The organism is Paenibacillus chondroitinus NBRC 15376 (assembly GCF_004000765.1).
Classification (GTDB): domain Bacteria; phylum Bacillota; class Bacilli; order Paenibacillales; family NBRC-103111; genus Paenibacillus_E; species Paenibacillus_E chondroitinus.
This window is the reverse complement of the sequence record NZ_BILW01000039.1, coordinates 18640-37271: the sequence shown is the minus strand read 5'-3', so window position 1 is coordinate 37271 and position 18632 is coordinate 18640. Positions and strand designations below refer to the sequence as shown.

Genomic DNA, 18632 nt, shown 5'->3' with positions numbered 1-18632 from the left:
TGGCTGTACATGCTTGCACCTCGCTAAAAGGGGGAGAAAATAAGCTCACTTGACCTCAACCACGATCGGATCTAGTAGTCTCCCATGCACATAAGGGAGCAGTCGCCAGCGCCCGACTTCTGGCAGCATCATTGAGGTTGGGAGCGCTCTATCAGCACCATTAAGAGGTCCGCCTAAAGCATTGGCTGAGCTCAATGGGTTTGAAGCATAAACATTGATAAGGCTATCAGATCCTTCTTTTATGGCTTTTACCTCGAACGGGCCATTTAATTTTTCTTCCGTTCCCCAAAAATGCCAAATATATTTCTGAACCATTCCTGCTTTGAACCCTGCATCGATAAAGCCGACTTGTTTTTCAAATCCACGCAGCCAATATACATCTGATTGGAACATCGGGGTTATTTCCCAGGAAGGAGATTGCATATTTATCATTAACTTTCCGTATAGCTTGTCATCTAATTTGACTTCAAAACGCCAGATTCCATCTAGGGGAAGTGCAAATCTGAGCGCGTACCTTTCGAGCCCAAGGTAACCAATGCTTGGTTCTTGAATCACCTCAGATGAGACTGTTTCCACTAAACCTGATCTCAAGTTCACTGCTTGAATTGTCATTAATTTCCCAAAAAAATTCTCGAATGGTTCTTCAAAATGGAAAATGTAACCGCTCATTTCTCCGGCTCTTACCTCGTGTTGAGTTGAAAGAGAAATGAGTAATTGCCCATTCTTATAATATTGTTTCTGTTCACTCATTGAAGCGGTTGCCATTTTGAAATAAGAAGGATCATCTATAGTCTGGAGAGAATCTCTTTTCGCAAAAATGAAGAAGCTAAACAAGACAATGGCTACAGGCAGTAGAGTTGCAACTGTTATCGAAGTGAACTTTCTGTTATTACTTGTGGTACTAGTTCGCGTAAGTATTTTATTTTTCAACTGAGGTGTAAAATGACTGTCAGAAAAAGGGGATTGAGCTAATCTTTTTGCCAGGTTTTCTTCTTTCATATGTTATACCTCCTCATTTTGACGTGCTAACAATTCGTTCATTTTCTTCTTCGCACGATGCACCCTTGATTTGACGGTTCCCTCCGAAACACTTATCAACTTTGCGATTTCCTTATGTTTTAGTCCATAGTGGTAATCCAAAATAAGGACTTCTCTATATTTTCGCGGGAGCTGAATAACGGTGTCCCATAATTTTTGATTTTCAAGACGAGTGAATAAAACTTGCTCAGCCGGAGGAGATGAGTACTTTGAAACAAAGTGATTTGTTAGCGTTACTTTACGAAAAAATGCACTTTTTAAATAATGGATAGACATATTTCTGGTTATTGTAAGCAACCAACTTTTGACGGAACATTCTCCACGAAATGTATACATGCTGTTGTAAGCAGCCAAAAAAACTTCTTGTGATAAGTCATCTGCTACATCAGCTCTACGTGTTATGAAGAAGGCAAAGTTCCACACATCCTCCCCAAACTTATCCATTAAATCACACAATATACCATCGCGGTCGTAGCCATGGGCTAGAAATTTTAAATATTCCATTTGGTCCGACAATGTGTTCACCTCAATAGATAAGACCGTTCAACATAAAAAAGGTTCCAATTATAGCCAAAATTAATATTATTATTTTCTTGAAATTGAAACAAGCGTACATACGACCACCGGTAAGAAAATAAGTTCTAACAATGTTTTGCATCGTTAGAGCTGCGAAGAGCCTCCGCTTGTTCAGTGCGCCTTCCAACCCAACGATGGTTTATATCGTTACTGTTTCCACCAGCTCGCAAGCTCATGATCCTATAACAACCAAAAAGGCTATGATGAGAAATCCATCATAGCCGACCTTTTGAAAACTAAACCACACCCATGCGCAAGCGGTAACCGAACATAATTTCCCGTTCCACGCCACCAAAAACCTCAGCTACCAGCTCGTGGAAAGCTGAGAACTCCTCGCGCAATTCTTCTGCGCCCAGCTTCAGCGCCGTTTGCAAGCCTCCCTGGCTGAAAGCCAGATTCGCATAACGCTCAGCATCACACGTTTCCCAGTTATGGAAAACGATCTCCCTCGCATATCGGAATAAGCCGGAATCGCGAATTTGCTGCAAATGCCCCTCTTTGTCCCATTTGTGGGCCTGTTGTTCGCTCGGAGCCAGTTCTAACGCTCTAGCATCGCCTAAAGCTAGGAGGCGCTTGTACTGTTCCTCAATTCTCCAGTCAACCGCCGGCGGCCAATCACAGTCGTAAGCAGCGAAAATCCCTCCGGGACGGAGTACGCGAGCGAACTCACACAGTGTGCTTTGCGGCTCCATCCAATGGAAAGACTGCGAGCAAGTGATAACGTCAGCGGACGCAGAAGGCAGTTCCAGCTCATGCGAAAGTCTTTTGACAAACTGCATATTATCAGGTTTATGTATCGCTTCCCACTTACTAACGGCAACAGCGCGCATATCGTCACTCGGCTCAACGCCAATGATTTGATCCGCTACATCAAGCCATATAAATGTTGAAAGGCCTGTGCCGCAGCCTACGTCAACAACGGTTTGCGGTTTATGCTGCAAGTATGTTGTAATCAGTTTAACGACTTCCTGCGGAGCCGTGGGACGATTCTGATCGTACAACGCGCCGAAACCGGCAAAACGCTGTACATTACTCGTGCGTACGTTCTCTATCATGGGCACAATCACTCCTTTTTTCATCTACAGCCCTAATTATACCTCATTCCACCTGCACAAAAGATGTAATTGTTCTAAACGAAAAACGAAAGAGCTGCAGCAGCAGCCCCTGGAAAACCATGATATGTTAATGTGTGACCATTTTTTTAAACAATTCATCGACCTTATCCTGCATACTGCGAACCGTCGTTTTCTTATACTGCATACCTAGCCGAAGCACCTTCAGCTGCTGCCTGCGCGAAAGTTTACGAAACCGCGGTTCACGTTTCAGAAATGTACGGATGATCGACCAGCTGCTGACGGTTACCCGATCCGATTTGATGGCTGGAAGATCGTAAGGCAAAGGATGCTTGCGAAAACGATCAATAAATTTCCCAACACTAGCAGATAGTTTACTTTCATCAACAAGGCACACCGCTGATTGTTTATGCGTATGTTTTTTGAGGAAATTCAAATGTTGATGTCCGTCTACAACGACGTATCCTTTGTCTTTCTTGCTTTTTTGCACAACCAATAAATGCATCAGATCTTGCGCTACTTTTTTTAATTCTTTTTTCCGCTGTGAGGTTTTGGTTGTGGTACTTTCCGGCGGTTTAATTTTACTTAGGGATATATATTGCACGGTATATCTCACCTGTACCCCTCCTCGTCAGACCGCTGTTTCATGTCATGAATTCCTTGATGTAACAGTGTATGTGGGATAGTGTCAGGTAGATGCTTGTTTCCCCGAAATTAGTCAGTTAACATCGTCCAGGAACGCGCCAAATCGCTCCAACCAGCAGGAATTTCTCCCCCATTGCTGACATAAACCGCTGAGAGAAGCTCAGTCACACCTTTCATCTGGCCATCTATTAATATCTCTTTGATCTGCGAGGGAGTACTTGGCACCAAGTCATTTTTAACAAGGCCAAACTGGTCCAATGGCAGGAACATAGCCAGGCTTTTCTTATAAGAACAATGATTGGGGAAGCGCGGCGAACTGCCAGAGTCATATTTCGAAAGCGTAATTTCAACGCCGTGTTTCATCAACAGAGATGACGCATCAAATTCGAGTACGGCAAAGGCTTCCTCCGGCTCTCTTCTGGCATACGTTGCCATCATTTTTTGACAATCTTTCAGGGTAGGCCATAAAAAAACATGCCGATCCAAAAACGCTCGAAATTCCTCTTGTGTCGTAGAGGCGTCGATCATGCTATCTGCGATTCTCAAATGAGAATTGATCGTAACCTGCTGATCTTGATAGCTCAAATGCCTCGGCGCTAACCGACGCGGGCCATCTTGAGAAGGATCGATTTGATAACTTGAAAACAGCGTATCAAAGTGCGCAATAGCCGGTAAATTTTTGGCGCGTGTAAAATGGTATAGCTTTTTTCTGTTTGGTGTTTTCGTAATCGCTGAGATGCTGGTGTCATTCATCGTTTTGCTCCTTGTACGTCAAGCCTCGCCATATTTTACCACAATAATTGTAGGAACATTCAAAAAGGGACCATCCATTCAGATCTATAACAGATCTTCAGGACAGCCCCATAAGATGAAATATTATGCGTGAAAATCTTGGCCGGAACGAACTTCTTTCACATAACCCGCGCGAATAACGAAGTCACCGAAGTGCTCGCCATCCCAACGCTCTTTGGCATATTGATTGAAAATCGGACCCAACGATTGTAGAATCTCTTGCTCGCCGATATTTTCTTTGTATAGCTTATTGAGTCGGTTACCCGCGTGGCCGCCACCCAAATACATGTTGTATTTGCCAGGTGCTTTCCCGATGAACGCAAGCTCAGCCAGCATTGGACGTGCGCAGCCGTTCGGGCAGCCTGTCATTCGAATCGTGATTTCTTTCTCGCTAAGACCAGCTTCTTCCAGCAGCGGATCGATTTTATCCATCAACTCCGGTAAATAACGCTCGGCTTCCGCCATCGCCATGCCGCATGTCGGAAGTGCCACACAAGCCATGGAGCTTCTGCGCAGAGCGGAGTAATGAAGACCATCTGTCAAGCCGTATTCCTTGATTAATTCTTCGATTTTTTTCTTTTTCTGAGCGCTAACATTTCCGATAATCAGGTTCTGGTTAGCCGTAAGTCGGAAATCGCCGGAATGTACTTTGGCAATTTCACGAAGTCCAGTTAACAGCTGATAGCTGCCTTCATCTTTGACGCGTCCATTTTGGATAAACAGGGTGAAATGCCATTTGCCATTGCTTCCTTTTACCCAGCCATAACGATCTCCGTTATCGTCAAACTGGTACGGACGCGGAGCTTCCAGTTTCCAGCCCAGACGAGCAGTCAGTTCTTCCACGAACCATTCGATGCCGCGGTCATCAATTGTATATTTAAAACGTGCATGTTTACGCACGGAACGATCACCATAATCACGTTGAATCGTGACGGTTTTTTCTGCCAAATCCACAACTTTATCCGGTGTAACAAATCCAATCACTTGAGCGACCTGCGGGTACGTCAGTGTATCGCCATGCGTCATCCCCATACCACCGCCAACGGATACGTTAAAGCCCTTCAGCTTCCCGTCTTCCACAATGGCAATGAAACCAAGATCTTGTGAGAATACGTCTACATCGTTAGATGGTGGAACGGCAATACCGATTTTGAACTTACGCGGCAAGTACACTTTTCCGTAAATCGGTTCTTGCTCCGTGTCTTGGCTGTCGATGACTTTCTCTCCGTCCAACCAAATTTCGTGGTAGGCGCGAGTTTGTGGATCCAGGTGGTTACTAATGCGGCAAGCCCATTCGTAAACTTCACCATGCACATCCGAAAGGTAAGGATTAGGATTGCACATCACGTTACGGTTAACGTCACCGCAGGCTGCCAGCGTGCTAAGCAGAGAGGCATTGACTTCTTGAATCGTTTTCTTCATGTTCCATTTCAGAACGCCATGAAGCTGGAAAGATTGGCGAGTCGTTAGGCGAATGGTTCCATTCGCGTATTTCTGTGCTACACGGTCCATCATAAGCCATTGGTCCGCTGTCACGATACCGCCGGCTGCACGTACGCGCAGCATGAACTGATAGGCCGGCTCCAGCTTTTGCTTTTGGCGCTCATTACGCAGATCTCTGTCATCCTGCATATAGCTGCCGTGAAACTTCATCAGGCGGTTATCATCTTCAGGAATCGATCCTGTGATCGTATCTAGAAGTGTATCAGCAAGACTCCCACGCAAATAATTCGTTCTAAGTTTAATGTGCTCAACGTCGCTATGCGGTGCGCTGTTCTTCGACAATAAATTGTTTTCTGACATATCGGCTCTCTCCTCTGGCAATCAACGGCTTCGTCTTAGTAGACGTCCCGCTGATAGCGTTTCTGCTGTTGCATCCGGGACAAATATTCAGCCGCTTCTTCCGAGCTGAAACCGCCCTCTTGTTCAATAATTTTTGCCAATGTTTCATGAACATCATGAGCCATGCGCTTTTCGTCCCCGCAGACATACACGCTAGCCCCTTCTTGCAGCCATTGATACAATTCTTTGCTTTTTTCAAGCATGCGATGCTGAACATACACTTTTTGATCCGTATCCCGCGAGAATGCGACATCCATGCGCGTTAGAACGCCGTCTTTCAACCAACGCTGCCATTCGATTTGATACAAGAAGTCTGTTGAGAAATGCTGATCGCCATAGAACAACCATGTTTTGCCTTCCGCACCCGTTTCTTCACGCTCGCCAAGGAATGCACGGAAAGGAGCAACTCCGGTTCCAGGTCCGATCATAATGATTGGCGTATCTGAGCTTTCCGGCATTTTGAAATTCGGATTGTTTTGAATGTAAACCGGCAGCGAATCGCCTGCTTTCACTCTTTCCGCCAATTGCACGGAACACACGCCGTAACGTTCGCGGCCGCGCGCTTCATAGCGTACCGTACGAACCGTTACATGAACTTCATCCGGGAATGCTTTTGAGCTGCTGGCGATGGAATATAAGCGAGCAGGCATTTTACGCAGAACCGCGATGAAATCAGCTGCTGCAATCCCTTTTAGCGAATAGTCCTGAACCAGATCAAGCAGATCTTTGCCATGGATATAGGATTTTAGCTCTTGCTCATTTCCTGCAGCTACAAGTCCGTTCAGGTCTGTATTTACAGTTAATTTTGCAACTTGTTCGACCAAAGGTTTTGTCAAAACTGTAATTTCAAAGTTATGTGTTAATGCTTCACGCACGGAGCGTTTGTCGCCGTTTTTATTAATCGTAACAAGCTCTTCCGCATTCCAGCCCATGGCTTGAATTAATTCTTCGACAAGCTGAGGATGATTTTCCGGATAAATGCCTAGGCAATCGCCTGGCTCATATTGAAGGTTTGATCCCTCCAGGGAAATCTCTACATGTCGCGTTTCGCGGTCCGATCCGCGTCCATTCAGGTTCAAGTTCTCAAGCACTTCAGCCTGGAATGGATTTGTTCTGGAAAACTCAGATTCAGCTGCGCTCGCAGAGCTAACTGCTGCACCTGCTGCTGCCGCGGATGATGCGCCTGAAGATGCGCTCAGCGAGCTTAATACGCTGCTCATCCATTCTGCTGCCGGTTCGTCGAAATCAACATCGCAATCTACGCGCGGAGCAAGCTGCTTCCCGCCAAGTTCACCCAAACGCTTGTCGAAATCTTTCCCCGTCTGACAGAAGAACTCATAGGATGTATCGCCGAGCGAAAGCACGGAATACTGTAGTCCGTCTAATTGAGGAGCTCTTTTACTATGAAGGAAGTCGTGGAAGGAAATCGCATTATCCGGTGGAACCCCTTCGCCATGTGTGCTGACAACAACCAACAAAGTTTGCACCTTTTTCAAAGCATTTGGCTTGAAATCGGACATTGAAGAAAGCGTTACCTGAAATCCTTGCTCTTCGAGCTTTTTGGCAAACTTTTTGGACAAACCTTGCGCTTTCCCGGACTGTGATCCGAAGAGAACCGTTACTTCTTTGGAAATTGCCGCTACGCTTGGTGCCGCATTTGCTGCTGGTACTGCAGGAACTGCGCCAGTGCTAACTGATCCCGCCACACCATTCATTGCTGCGAAATAACCGCTTAACCAGACTCTTTGTGAATCTGTTAAAGTAGGCAGTAGACGATTAAGCAGTTCTACTTGTTCCTGATTAAAAGGACTGTTTGTTACTTGAAGTTCCAACAAAATCCACCTCTCATATGCTGCAGTAATAAGAAATTCCCCAATTAATTTGTCACATAAAATTTCACTCTCTTGAACCTATCACAGGTTTAGTTGCAGGTCAATTATAATGAATTTATAAGTTCTATCAGAATATCTGATATGCCAAATAAAAGAGCCTTAGCGGCATACCCGCTAGGGCTCTATGTAACTTCCCCAATCACAGCCGCATCAACGCCCGGCGTTCTGCTTGCGGCCTGCAATCGGAGCAAACCCCAACGACCCGCCCCTCCTCATCCGAGTAGAAAGCCAGCTTTTTCTGTTTCTTCTTGCAAAAGGAACATGCCTGCGTATTCGTATTCGTATTCGTAGAAGTCTTCTTCTTGGATTGATACGACGACATTTGAATGACTTTCGAAATCTCGACCTTGCCCTTTGCTTTTCGCGTCATTTTAACCACGCCATAAATCATCAGTGCGAGCACGGGAATTAGAACAATAACATAGAGCATAGCTCACCCTCCCTATTTCATATAAAAACCTTTTCAGCCCACTTGATCTTCCAATGTCGTTACACACTTATCAAGCGGAAGGCACAACGTCATTCGGGTGCCGCGACCGGCGCTGCTCTCGAAGCAAAAATAAGCATCATCGCCATAGTACATTTTCATGCGGGCGACTACATTGCGCAAGCCGAACAGATCTTTCTCTTTTTTTCGATCGGTAGAAATGCCTTCGACTGCTTGTTTGGATGCTTCCTCCAGTTTACCACAGATGTAAGCAAGTTTTTCCCGATTTACGCCTACCCCATTATCACTAACCTCCAACACGAGATTAGGTCCCCGCAAATAGGAGGAAATGACGAGTTCTCCGCCTTCACTCTGTTTCTCAAGTCCGTGTATTACGGCATTTTCCACTAACGGCTGCAAAAGGAGCTTCAAAACATGATAAGGCTTGCTTTCCTCCGCAATTTCGTACCTGACGGTAAAGTGATCCAAAAACCGCAACTGCTGGACTTTAATATAATATGTCAAATGAATGATTGTCTCTGCAACTGAAAAAGTCTCGTTTCCTTTATTCAAGCTTAACCGGAAAAACTTCGACAGATTCAAGACCATCTCGCTGATTTCATCTGCCTCATAATTTTTGGCCGTCCAATAGATCGAGTCCAGCGTATTATATAGGAAATGCGGATTAATCTGCGACTGCAAAAATTTCAGCTCCATTTTGGACAGTAATAATTGCTTTTCATAATGGTCGCGGATCAACGTCTTCTGATTCTCCGCCATTCGGTTGAAGGACTCTATTACATAGCCCAACTCGTCAACGCGTTTATCTTCCAATTGAATGGTAAAATTGCCGGTACGCAGCTGCTTCATCCCATAAGCCAATTTCCGCAAAGGAGCTGAAATGCCGCGGTATACGATCCAGGAAATAATAATCGCAAGCATTAAACTGACGACTACAATGCCATAAGTAAACACTTTTAGCGAATCGGTATGGCTTCGAATCTCCCACAGCGGCTGTTCCATCATAATGGACCAACCGGACAGCTTCGACTTGACGCTAATCGTGACCATTTCTTGCCCGGTCTGAGGAGATTTGCGGATCGATCTGACCTCATCTTTTTTATCCCAAACTTGCGCATTGACGCTTGCACCCGTTCCGGTAATCAGATTACCATTGCTGCCAAATATGTAAATGTTCGCATTCTTCGAAGGCAGGAGCGGTTTGGCCTGCTCAATCAATGCGCTCTTTTTAATAGATATGATGAGCAAATTAGGATTAATCAACGTTCGATTATAAGGATCCATAGTCCGGATCAAATGAACGCTGTCCGCGTCGAAATACGACTCTCCATCTTGAGGGGTATAGAAATACGTCCCTCCTCCCGCTTCCATTAATCGCATATACCACTCCTGCTTCTCAGCGCCTTCAGGCAGCTTACTGCCCCCAAATTTCGTAGAAATCACGGTACGCGACGGCATGTGGATAATCGTAATTTGATCAACCATGAGATTCACATTCGTCATACTCGTGATTTGGTCCATCACCTGAGCGAATTGAACAAACGATTGCTTCCTCGGCTCTTGGCCGACAGACTGCAGGGTCGCATTCATGTTCATATCAAAAGCAATCAAAGAGGAAAGCTGCTCAATGTTTTGAAGCGAGAGGTCAATGTAATCCGCCATCGTGTGCAAGGCCCCTTGGGTTCTCTCTCCCGTCTGCACTTCCACGATCATCTGTGATTTGGCAATAGCAAAAAGACTGAATCCGGAAAGCGGCAGCAGTATCAGTAAAAAATACCACGTTAATCTAACCTGAATGAACCCGGTTAACACTTTTCGCAATTTTGGCGCGATGTCTCTGGCCATGTTGGTTCCCTCCATGGGTACCGGGTCATTTTCCAGGCTGCTTCCCGTTATCCCGCCACCATTCGTTCACTTCCCCGGTAATCTCATCTCCGCCGGCTTCCTTCCATTTTTTCACAAAGTCATCGAATTCCTCTAACGGAGACATGCCCGCGATCATCCGCGTGAAGGTTTCTTCCTGCAGTTTGGAAAGCTTCACTTGATGCTTGCCCATTGCGGGCGTAGGCGGTCCGTTAAAACGATTTTCCATGAGATTGCCTTCAATCTGTTGCAAATTTTCATACAGCTGGAAAGGCTCGCCCAGCGCTTTCAAACGATCCCGGGTCATGTCCGGCTCAACCGTATCCGCCAACGCTCCATAAATCCCCCTATAACCTTGCTTGATATGCTCATCGAATCGAATGGACAACTTGCCGCCAGCCCTCGTCCAAACCTCATTTTCAAACCCCAGCTTCAAATTTTGCTGACCTGGACCTGCGATGAAATCAAGAAATTTGACCACCGATTCTGCCTTCTGGCTCTTGAGTGGCACAACATTGTAGGATCGGACGTTGGACGTGCTGTATACCCCGTGTTTACCACTGCGTCCAATTGGAAAATCAAGTGGAATCCATTCCGCTTTCGGATCATTTTTACGGTTAGCTGCAATAAGTGATCGCGTATCGGACCATGCCGCTGAGTAGAGTCCGACTCTGCCAGATGCAATCTTTTCACCAAGCACATCGATTTTGTTCAGAGGAAATTCCGGGTCCAGAATATCCTGTTCATACAAACTGTGCAGGTAGGCGAGCGCTTCTTTCATTTCAGGCAATACCCCTGAGTAAACTAACTTGCCGTCTCTTTCGTACCAAGCGTTCATTTGAACCCCGAAGGCCCCCAGAAAAGGTGAAGTTCTCCCTAATCGCTCCAAGATCGAAAGTCCGTACGTGTCCTTCTGACCGTTGCCGTCCGGATCCCTTTCTGCAAAAGCTTTCATCACAGTCGTATACTCCTGCAGGGTCCGCGGAGGACGAAGGCCAAGCTTGTCCAGCCAATCTTTCCTGGCGTAAATCAGCTCCGTCCCTTTCACCTCATTGAGGCTGGGAATCGCATAAATTTTGCCGTCAACGGTTACGTTATCCCACGCTTCTTTAGGGATTTTCGCTTTCAGATTCGCGCCGTACTTATCGATGTAGTCGTTCAGAGGTGTCAGCGCTTTTTGATTAACAAAATTAATAAACCAAGAGGGACTGCTTGTATTAAGCAAATCCGGGGGATCCCCGGACGTCATCATGACGTTCAACTTCTCATCATACCCATTCAGCGGAGGCAATGTGACCCCCACATGAACACCCGTATTTCTCTCGATGTAGGCTAAATAAGGATTGTTGTTTTCATTCATGCCTTCCGGGAAAATCACACCCAGACTGTTTACGACAATTCGTATGGCGGAAGTTGTATCCTGTTGGCCAGCTTCCTTACCTTCCTTATTATCTGCTTGAACGCTGCAGCCAGAGGCGGTGAAACAAGTAACGAACGCGAGAGCAACGAGACTGGACGATTTCGATCTTAGTTTCATTCAACCACCCCTTCAAGCAAACGTTATCCTAAAATCCGCCTTAGAATCGGCGTCAACCCGTCGGCCATCTTTAGAAAGCCAAGATCAGTCGGATGAGAACCATCTACTGTACATTCTTGCGCGTTCTCTCCTAAAAGCAAAGAACCGTCGCAGAAATAAATGTTGGCGTCATTTCTCTCTCGCCGCTCCTCTACGGCCTGTATGGAAATCTGTTTGCGGTCCGCCCGATCCTTCGCCATCTGAACATCAAAATACTCTTTCGCATGCGTAATCCGGGATATCACCAAGATGGGTGTTAAAGGGTGCGTCTCTCGATAGATCGAAATGAAATTTGGCAGTGTTTCCTGCAGCAGCTCCGTGGATACGCAGTTAGCCTCGTAGTCCAAAATCAGACAAGCCGGATCTTGGATTTCAGCCAAGAGATGGGCCAACTCAGGTTCGCCTTTCCCGTTTCCAGAAAACCCCAGATTGAGGAATTCCATATTAAAACGGCGCGATAAAATGTTCGTATAAGACATCCCCGGGCGGGAGGCACAGCCGCCTTGTGTGATTGAGGTTCCATACACAATGATTTTATGATTATGGTCATACGCCGGAGGCTCCGTGATTTGTGCTTCCGGGTTCAAACCGATTAGCACCTCATCCACCCCTTGGTATAATGGAAAATTCAGTGTAATAACCCTTTGTTCCCTGCTCATATCTGTAAATAGTACGCTTTCATATTCTGTCAGTTGATGATTGTATGTTGTCGTTCCGTAATAGATTTGCTCGCCAGGACCGCCGATATAGCAATCAAATCCGCATTGCCCGGTAGCCGGCATATGATACATATCCGCAGCACCGGTCAGGCGTACCTTGACGGAAAATGAGACTGCGTCTGTTGTAAAGCGAATTTGGCCGCCAGTCGTGCAGTTGGCCAGCAAATCAACCGCTAGCGGCAGCTCCCATGCTGGTTCTGCTGGAAGCCGACGATACCGCCTCTCTTCTTCCAACCAGCCGAAGCCCGCTACTTGAAAAGGTTTCTCCATCGGAGAGTGCCATTGAAGACTATTATCACTAGTCTCAATCTGCATATTCGCATCAAGTTGTACAGCGTTAACGGTTTTTTTATCGCTCATCCGGATAACGACCTCTTTTCGTTCACTAATAAGTACTTCTGTAAAAATTTTCGGCACACGGACGTTGAATCCTTTTTTTCTTTACTTCAAAGGTTATTAAAGTACCAAAAGAAGTCATAGTCCTCTGCTGTGGCTATTTTCCTGCTGTAATACAATAAGAATAGCTCGTGCAACTGCTGCGCAAACAAGAGAAAAGGAGGGATCTTCGTTGACAGACAAGATCAATAAATCATACACCGCCGATATTGTCATTATCGGTGGCGGTACCGGGGGGTGCGCCGCTGCGCTAGCCGCAGCCAAATCCGGGAAATCGGTAATTTTAACCGAAGAAACCGATTGGATTGGGGGGCAATTGACAAGCCAAGCCGTCCCTCCCGATGAGCATCGATGGATTGAACAGTTTGGCTGTACGCGTACTTACCGCGAGTTTCGAAATGAAGTGCGGGACTATTATCGACGCCATTTCCCGCTTACCGAAGAGGCACGATCCCGCATTCATCTGAACCCGGGGAACGGCGGCGTTTCCCGGCTGTGCCACGAACCGCGAGCGGCACTAGCCGTCCTGCTGGCGATGTTAGCTCCTTATGTTCACAGCGGAAGATTGCAGATCCTTTACCGTTACCAAGTACAGGCTGTTTCCGTTGACGGGGATGACATTCAATCCGTAAGGATGAAGCATTTGCAAACAGATGAACTTATTGAACTAAAAGCTGCTTACTTTCTGGATGCTACAGAATGTGGGGATGTTCTGCCGCTTGCCGGAGCGGAGTATGTGACAGGAGCGGAATCGTTCAGCCAAACGGGCGAGCCCCATGCGGTTAAAGGCGATGCGCTTCCCCAGGATATGCAGGGCTTTACCTACTGTTTTGCCATGGATTATATCGAAGGCGAAGATCATACGATTGAGCGCCCTGAGCGTTATGACTTTTGGCGTTCGTACAAAGCCGATTTCTGGCCGGATCGTTTGCTCAGTTGGACCGGCGTCCGTCCACATACGCTTGAAGCTGTCGACTACGAACTATTTGAAGGCACTGAACGTTACTCCCTTTTCTACTATCGCCGAATCATCGACGCAACACAGTTTGAGGAAGGCACTTACCCCGGGAGCATCACGCTGGTGAACTGGCCGCAAAACGATTACTGGCTGGGCTCCGTCATTGATGTGAGCGAAAGCGAACGACAGCGGCACCTGTGGGATGCCAAGCAGCTCAGTCTCTCCCTTCTCTACTGGCTGCAAACGGAGGCTCCGCGGCCAGACGGCGGCACAGGCTACCCGGGGCTGCGGCTGCGCAAAGACGTGGTCGGCACGAACGACGGGCTAGCCATGTATCCCTATATACGGGAATCCCGCCGGATTAAAGCCGAGTTTACTGTGGTGGAACAGCATGTAAGTACGGATTGCCGCGCTGATGGCAAGGCAGAGCAGTTCCACGACTCCGTCGGGATTGGCTGCTATCGCATCGACCTGCATCCAAGTACAGGCAATCGGCATTACATCGATATTTCCTCCCTTCCGTTCCAGATTCCACTTGGCAGTCTGATCCCTATTCGGATGAATAATCTGTTGCCCGCCTGCAAAAATCTTGGCGTTACCCATATCACAAACGGCTGCTATCGCCTCCATCCCGTCGAATGGAATATCGGGGAAGCCGCAGGTTTTTTAGCTAGTCGTTGTATCGATCGCAAGTTGAAACCCCGAGACATTCGAAACCAAGAATCCGAGCTTCGGGAATTTCAACGCATGTTGGTCAGCTTCGGAATTGAGCTGGAGTGGCCGACTATGCATGCTGTTTAGCCTTACCAAATACATCCAATGATGAGGTGCTTTTTTACGATGAGCAAATTACAAGTAGCCGTAATCGGAGCTGGCTCCATTTCTGAAATGCATTTAAGATCTTATCAGGGCAATCCGGATGTAGAGCTGTACGCGATCTGTGATTTGAATGAGGAGCGCGCAAAAGCGAAGGCTGAGAAATATGGCATTAACCGTGTGTTCACGGATTATAAAGAGCTTCTTGCAGACTCGGCTATTGATGCGGTAAGCATCTGCACGTGGAACAACAGCCATGCCCCTATTTCCATCGCTGCGCTTGAGGCAGGCAAACATGTGCTCACGGAGAAGCCGCTCTGCAAAACGGTGGATGAAGCGTTGGCTGTTGAAAAAGCGGTTCATCGCTCCGGCAAAACGCTGCAGGTGGGCTTTGTCCGCAGATATGCCTCGAATACCGGCATCGTCAAATCTTTTCTGGATCATGGCGAACTAGGTGAGATTTATTATGCCAAAGCTTCCTGTATACGCCGTCTGGGCAACCCCGGCGGTTGGTTCTCTGACGTGGAACGTTCAGGCGGTGGGCCGCTGATTGATGTCGGCGTTCACGTGATTGATCTTTGCTGGTATCTGATGGGGCGGCCGAAGGTCAAAACCGTTTCCGGCAACACGTATAACAAGCTTGGCAATCGTGCCAATGTGAAGAACCTTGCTTTTTATAAAGCGGCCGATTACGACGCTACCCACAATACCGTAGAGGATATGGCAAATGCGCTGATTCGCTTTGAAAATGGGGCTTCCATTCTTGTTGATGTCAGCTTCACTCTGCATGCCAAGGAAGACGAGCTTACGGTCAAGCTTTACGGCGATAAAGGCGGCGCAGAATTGGAGCCTGAGCTGTCCATCGTGACTGAGAAATACGATACGATTTTAAACCTCACACCGCAGATCAATAATCTTTCCTTCGATTTTGTGGCCGGTTTCCAACAAGAAATCAATTACTTCGTCGAAGTGTGCCAAGGGAAAAAGGAAACTCTTTCCCCTGTGCAGGACGGCGTTGAGATGATGAAAATTCTTTGCGGCATCTATGAATCCAGCAGATTAGGAAAAGAGATAAGCTTCTAAGCAACGGAACTAGCGATGAGAAGGTCAACCTGGCATTGGCATTAGAGAGAGAATTGGATGAAATCCCATCCGGAGAGCTTGAATAAAGGTTGAAATAAACGTGAAAAAGCATCCGTTTCCTCCAATCCGGGAGGGAGATGGATGCTTTTTTTGACGTGACAACCCACTAGGCGTTCATTAAGGAAACTGGAGACCTCTATTTCGAGGAAAAAGAGCTTTTTCTTTTCGGAGCGGAACTACAGGGTCTTATCTCGGCTCCACGGCATGTTTTTTCAGTGAAACCGCAGAAATAGCGGATCGTAGTTCCTCCTACCTGTGGAAAATGTGCATGATCACAGAAATAACGACCTGTAGTTCCCACTAGACGAGTCTTTCACCGTCTTTCCACTAATCAGCCCACGCAAGTCCGCTCACGACGGCAAATCCACCCACTGAAACGGTGCGGACGCAGCCTTTTTGCCATACTCCAAAATAGCAGCAATAGCAATCGTTTCCTCCCGGGGAACGGCAGGAACCCCCGTGTCAAAAAAACGAACAAGATTCGCAATAAAGGCCCCGAAAAAATTGGAATCAATTTTCAGAAATTGCGACTCCCCCTGCTCGGAACGCAAGGCCATGCTGAACGGACAGTTAGGGCCATAATGGTTGATAGTGGCCTGGCGTCCATCTGCGAACCCAATGACAAGAGACGGTGCGTTCGGCGTCCCCGTCCACATCACACGTTTCACATCCGTTCCCATGAGCGCAACGATTGGCTCAACCTGGTGAATCGCATACGTTTCGAAGCTCCCGGGACCCAAAGCGCAAATGGACTCGATTCCCTCCATCTTGAGCTCGGTATACTCCGCAGCAAACCGCAACGCCGAGGTCGAATACATCGGCGTCCCATGCTGCTCTGCGAGCTCAAACATCCGAATGGCGGCAGCCCGGTCCGGCGCAAAGGTTTTGTCGACGTAGGTCGGCTTGCCTGATCGGAGAGGAAGCTGCGAAAGCTCTTCATGGAACTCAACGTGATCCGGCGACAAAACGATCAAATAATCACTTTGCTCGACGACGGATTCAATGGAATCGAGCAGCTGAATGCCTTTTTTCTCACACCAAGCTGAGTTGCTCAGTTTACCTTCGAGATTTGTCTTCCCGTAGGCATAAGTGACTTTCATTCTGCCTTGGGATGCGGTTTCTATCCACTCCGGATATTTCTCTGCATGCCATTCATCCAAATAATAATCAATAAATCCGATTTTTTTCATCCTCTGATCACTCCCTCCAGTCATAAAACCCCCGTGGAAAAACCACAGGGGATGCCGCTTCTTACTTCTTGTTCGCTGCGTACCATTCATTGGCCGCTTTCGTCATATCGTCGCCGCCGTCGGCTTTCCACTGAGCCAAAAACTTATCATAGTTTTCAAGCGGTTCAGCACCTGTGATGTACTTCAGGAAGGTGTCTTCCATCAGCTTTTGCAGCTTCTGGCTGTTTTTGCCGATAGCCTCAAGCGGTGGTGCGAAGGCAAGGGGGTCAACGACCATATTCCCTTTTGCAGCTTCTTGATTTTTATTAAACGCATCCGTCAAAATAGGATCTTTGCGCACGCGTGCTTGCCAATAGATCGGATAATTTTTCTCATCAACACCTGTCAGGAACGAAGAAGCGTTGTTGTATTGATCATTAAAAATCGGAAGAATCGGGTAATAATTTCCGTTTTCCACTTTATGATGAACGCCTTCTTTACCAATCGATGCTTCTTTATGAATATCTTTGTCCAGCTTCAAATCCAGATACTTGATGATCTCTTCTTTCTTCTCCGCCCACTTCGGAATTCCTACGTAAAAGCTGATTCCCGCACTCGCCATGACTTGAACTTTGCCGTCGTCCCCCTTGAGATAAGGCAGGCTGGCAATTTTGGCGTTCGGCGTGTTTTTGAGCAGGGCATTTTGAACAGTCGGAGCATTGAAATAACCATTGGAAATGATGGCTGTTTTACCGCTTGTAAAGTTTTCGATGACTTTATTCGCTTGGTTAAGCGACCATTCTTGGTCGATCAATTTCTCGGAGTAAAGCTTTTTCATGAACTCCAAATATTTTTTCATATTCGGATTCTCGACGGTATTGACGAGCTTTCCATTTATATCCTGCCAACCCGTCGTTAAGGTTGATTGTATCATGGTTAGCCCGAAGGTCGGTAGTACTTCAGGAAGCAGCGGGCTTTTACCGCCTGACATAGCCATGACATTTTTCTTTTCTTTAATCGTTTTCATCACATTGTACAGTTCATCACGCGTGGTTGGTGGCTTCAGTCCCAGCTCATCCATCCAATCCTGACGTATGATTAGCGCAGAGTTAACGACAGTTCCTGAACCCGTTTGCGGGATCCCGTAAATTTTACCGTTTAGCTTTGCCCCGTTCCAGGAATTTTGCGAGATCACGTTTTTCATATTGGTCCCGTATTTGTTAACCAGCTCGTCAATGGGTTCCAAGGCGCCTGAAGAAGCCAGTTTCGAGTATTGAGGACCCGTTAGCAGCATGAAGGCATATTGTTCTTTATTTGCCATAAGCAGATTCAGTTTATCGTCTGGATTTTCAACCGGCAGCATGTCATACGTGACTTTGTAGCCTGTTTTCTCATTCAGAAACTTCGCCACAACTTCCGCGTTCGGATCAAATCGCGCGTATTGCAGAAGCGCCTTGAATTCCGGCTTGGGTGCATTCGCACTTGCGGTTGTGGCAGGAGCCCCGGATGAAGATGGTTCCGCCGTACCGGACGAGGCCCCTCCTCCACTTCCACATGCGGCCAAAGACGCCGCCAAAGTTGTGATCGACAATACAGCTAAACATTTTTTCAACATGCATATGCCTCCCTTTTATTCGTATCTCAAACATTGCCCTCGACTTGCCCACCACCACCCTTCGAGTAGTT

Annotated in this window: 15 protein-coding genes; 2 read left to right on the top strand and 13 right to left on the bottom strand. The window is 47.0% G+C overall.

The features are described from left to right. Positions 1-45: 45 nt before the first annotated feature. The 11 genes from PCH02S_RS28455 to PCH02S_RS28405 form a co-directional block, all read right to left on the bottom strand. Positions 46-999: a DUF4871 domain-containing protein gene (locus PCH02S_RS28455; RefSeq protein WP_127457485.1), complete on the bottom strand. Its 954-nt coding sequence runs from the start codon at positions 997-999 to the stop codon at positions 46-48. 3 nt (positions 1000-1002) lie between these two features. Then, entirely contained in the window at positions 1003-1554 is a 552-nt protein-coding gene (locus PCH02S_RS28450) for an RNA polymerase sigma factor (protein ID WP_246069288.1), read from the bottom strand. A gap of 296 nt (positions 1555-1850) precedes the next feature. Then, entirely contained in the window at positions 1851-2669 is an 819-nt protein-coding gene (locus tag PCH02S_RS28445; RefSeq protein ID WP_127457484.1) for a class I SAM-dependent methyltransferase, read from the bottom strand. Between the two features lie 127 nt (positions 2670-2796). Then, positions 2797-3303 (bottom strand): hypothetical protein, encoded by a 507-nt coding sequence (locus PCH02S_RS28440; protein WP_127457483.1) that lies wholly within the window; start codon positions 3301-3303, stop codon positions 2797-2799. A 98-nt stretch (positions 3304-3401) separates the two neighbouring features. Then, entirely contained in the window at positions 3402-4085 is a 684-nt protein-coding gene (locus PCH02S_RS28435) for a DUF7002 family protein (RefSeq protein WP_127457482.1), read from the bottom strand. 123 nt (positions 4086-4208) lie between these two features. Continuing rightward, positions 4209-5927 carry an assimilatory sulfite reductase (NADPH) hemoprotein subunit gene (gene cysI, locus PCH02S_RS28430; RefSeq protein WP_127457481.1) on the bottom strand — a complete coding sequence of 573 codons (1719 nt, stop codon included), beginning with the start codon at positions 5925-5927 and terminating at the stop codon, positions 4209-4211. A gap of 35 nt (positions 5928-5962) precedes the next feature. Further along, positions 5963-7798, bottom strand: a complete 1836-nt coding sequence (locus PCH02S_RS28425) for an assimilatory sulfite reductase (NADPH) flavoprotein subunit (RefSeq protein ID WP_127457480.1) — start codon at positions 7796-7798, stop codon at positions 5963-5965. Between the two features lie 199 nt (positions 7799-7997). Continuing rightward, positions 7998-8288, bottom strand: a complete 291-nt coding sequence (locus PCH02S_RS28420; protein ID WP_127457479.1) for a hypothetical protein — start codon at positions 8286-8288, stop codon at positions 7998-8000. 33 nt (positions 8289-8321) lie between these two features. Beyond that, a complete protein-coding gene (locus PCH02S_RS28415) occupies positions 8322-10151 on the bottom strand; it encodes a cache domain-containing sensor histidine kinase (protein ID WP_164819775.1) in 1830 nt (609 codons plus the stop codon). Positions 10152-10176: 25 nt separating this feature from the next. Continuing rightward, positions 10177-11706, bottom strand: coding sequence for an extracellular solute-binding protein (locus PCH02S_RS28410; protein ID WP_127457477.1), 1530 nt, complete (start codon positions 11704-11706; stop codon positions 10177-10179). A gap of 23 nt (positions 11707-11729) precedes the next feature. Further along, positions 11730-12824 (bottom strand): SGNH/GDSL hydrolase family protein, encoded by a 1095-nt coding sequence (locus PCH02S_RS28405; protein WP_127457510.1) that lies wholly within the window; start codon positions 12822-12824, stop codon positions 11730-11732. A gap of 220 nt (positions 12825-13044) precedes the next feature. Here PCH02S_RS28405 and PCH02S_RS28400 point away from each other — a divergent pair, with 220 nt between their 5' ends. After that, positions 13045-14619: an FAD-dependent oxidoreductase gene (locus PCH02S_RS28400; RefSeq protein WP_127457509.1), complete on the top strand. Its 1575-nt coding sequence runs from the start codon at positions 13045-13047 to the stop codon at positions 14617-14619. A 39-nt stretch (positions 14620-14658) separates the two neighbouring features. After that, a complete protein-coding gene (locus tag PCH02S_RS28395) occupies positions 14659-15717 on the top strand; it encodes a Gfo/Idh/MocA family protein (RefSeq protein ID WP_127457476.1) in 1059 nt (352 codons plus the stop codon). Positions 15718-16127: 410 nt separating this feature from the next. On the opposite strand, the gene PCH02S_RS28390 is transcribed toward PCH02S_RS28395, so the two are convergent. Together PCH02S_RS28390 and PCH02S_RS28385 are read right to left on the bottom strand one after the other, a co-directional pair. Next, positions 16128-16967, bottom strand: a complete 840-nt coding sequence (locus PCH02S_RS28390; RefSeq protein WP_127457475.1) for a Gfo/Idh/MocA family oxidoreductase — start codon at positions 16965-16967, stop codon at positions 16128-16130. A 61-nt stretch (positions 16968-17028) separates the two neighbouring features. Next, positions 17029-18561, bottom strand: a complete 1533-nt coding sequence (locus PCH02S_RS28385) for a type 2 periplasmic-binding domain-containing protein (RefSeq protein ID WP_127457474.1) — start codon at positions 18559-18561, stop codon at positions 17029-17031. Between the last annotated feature and the right edge of the window lie 71 nt (positions 18562-18632).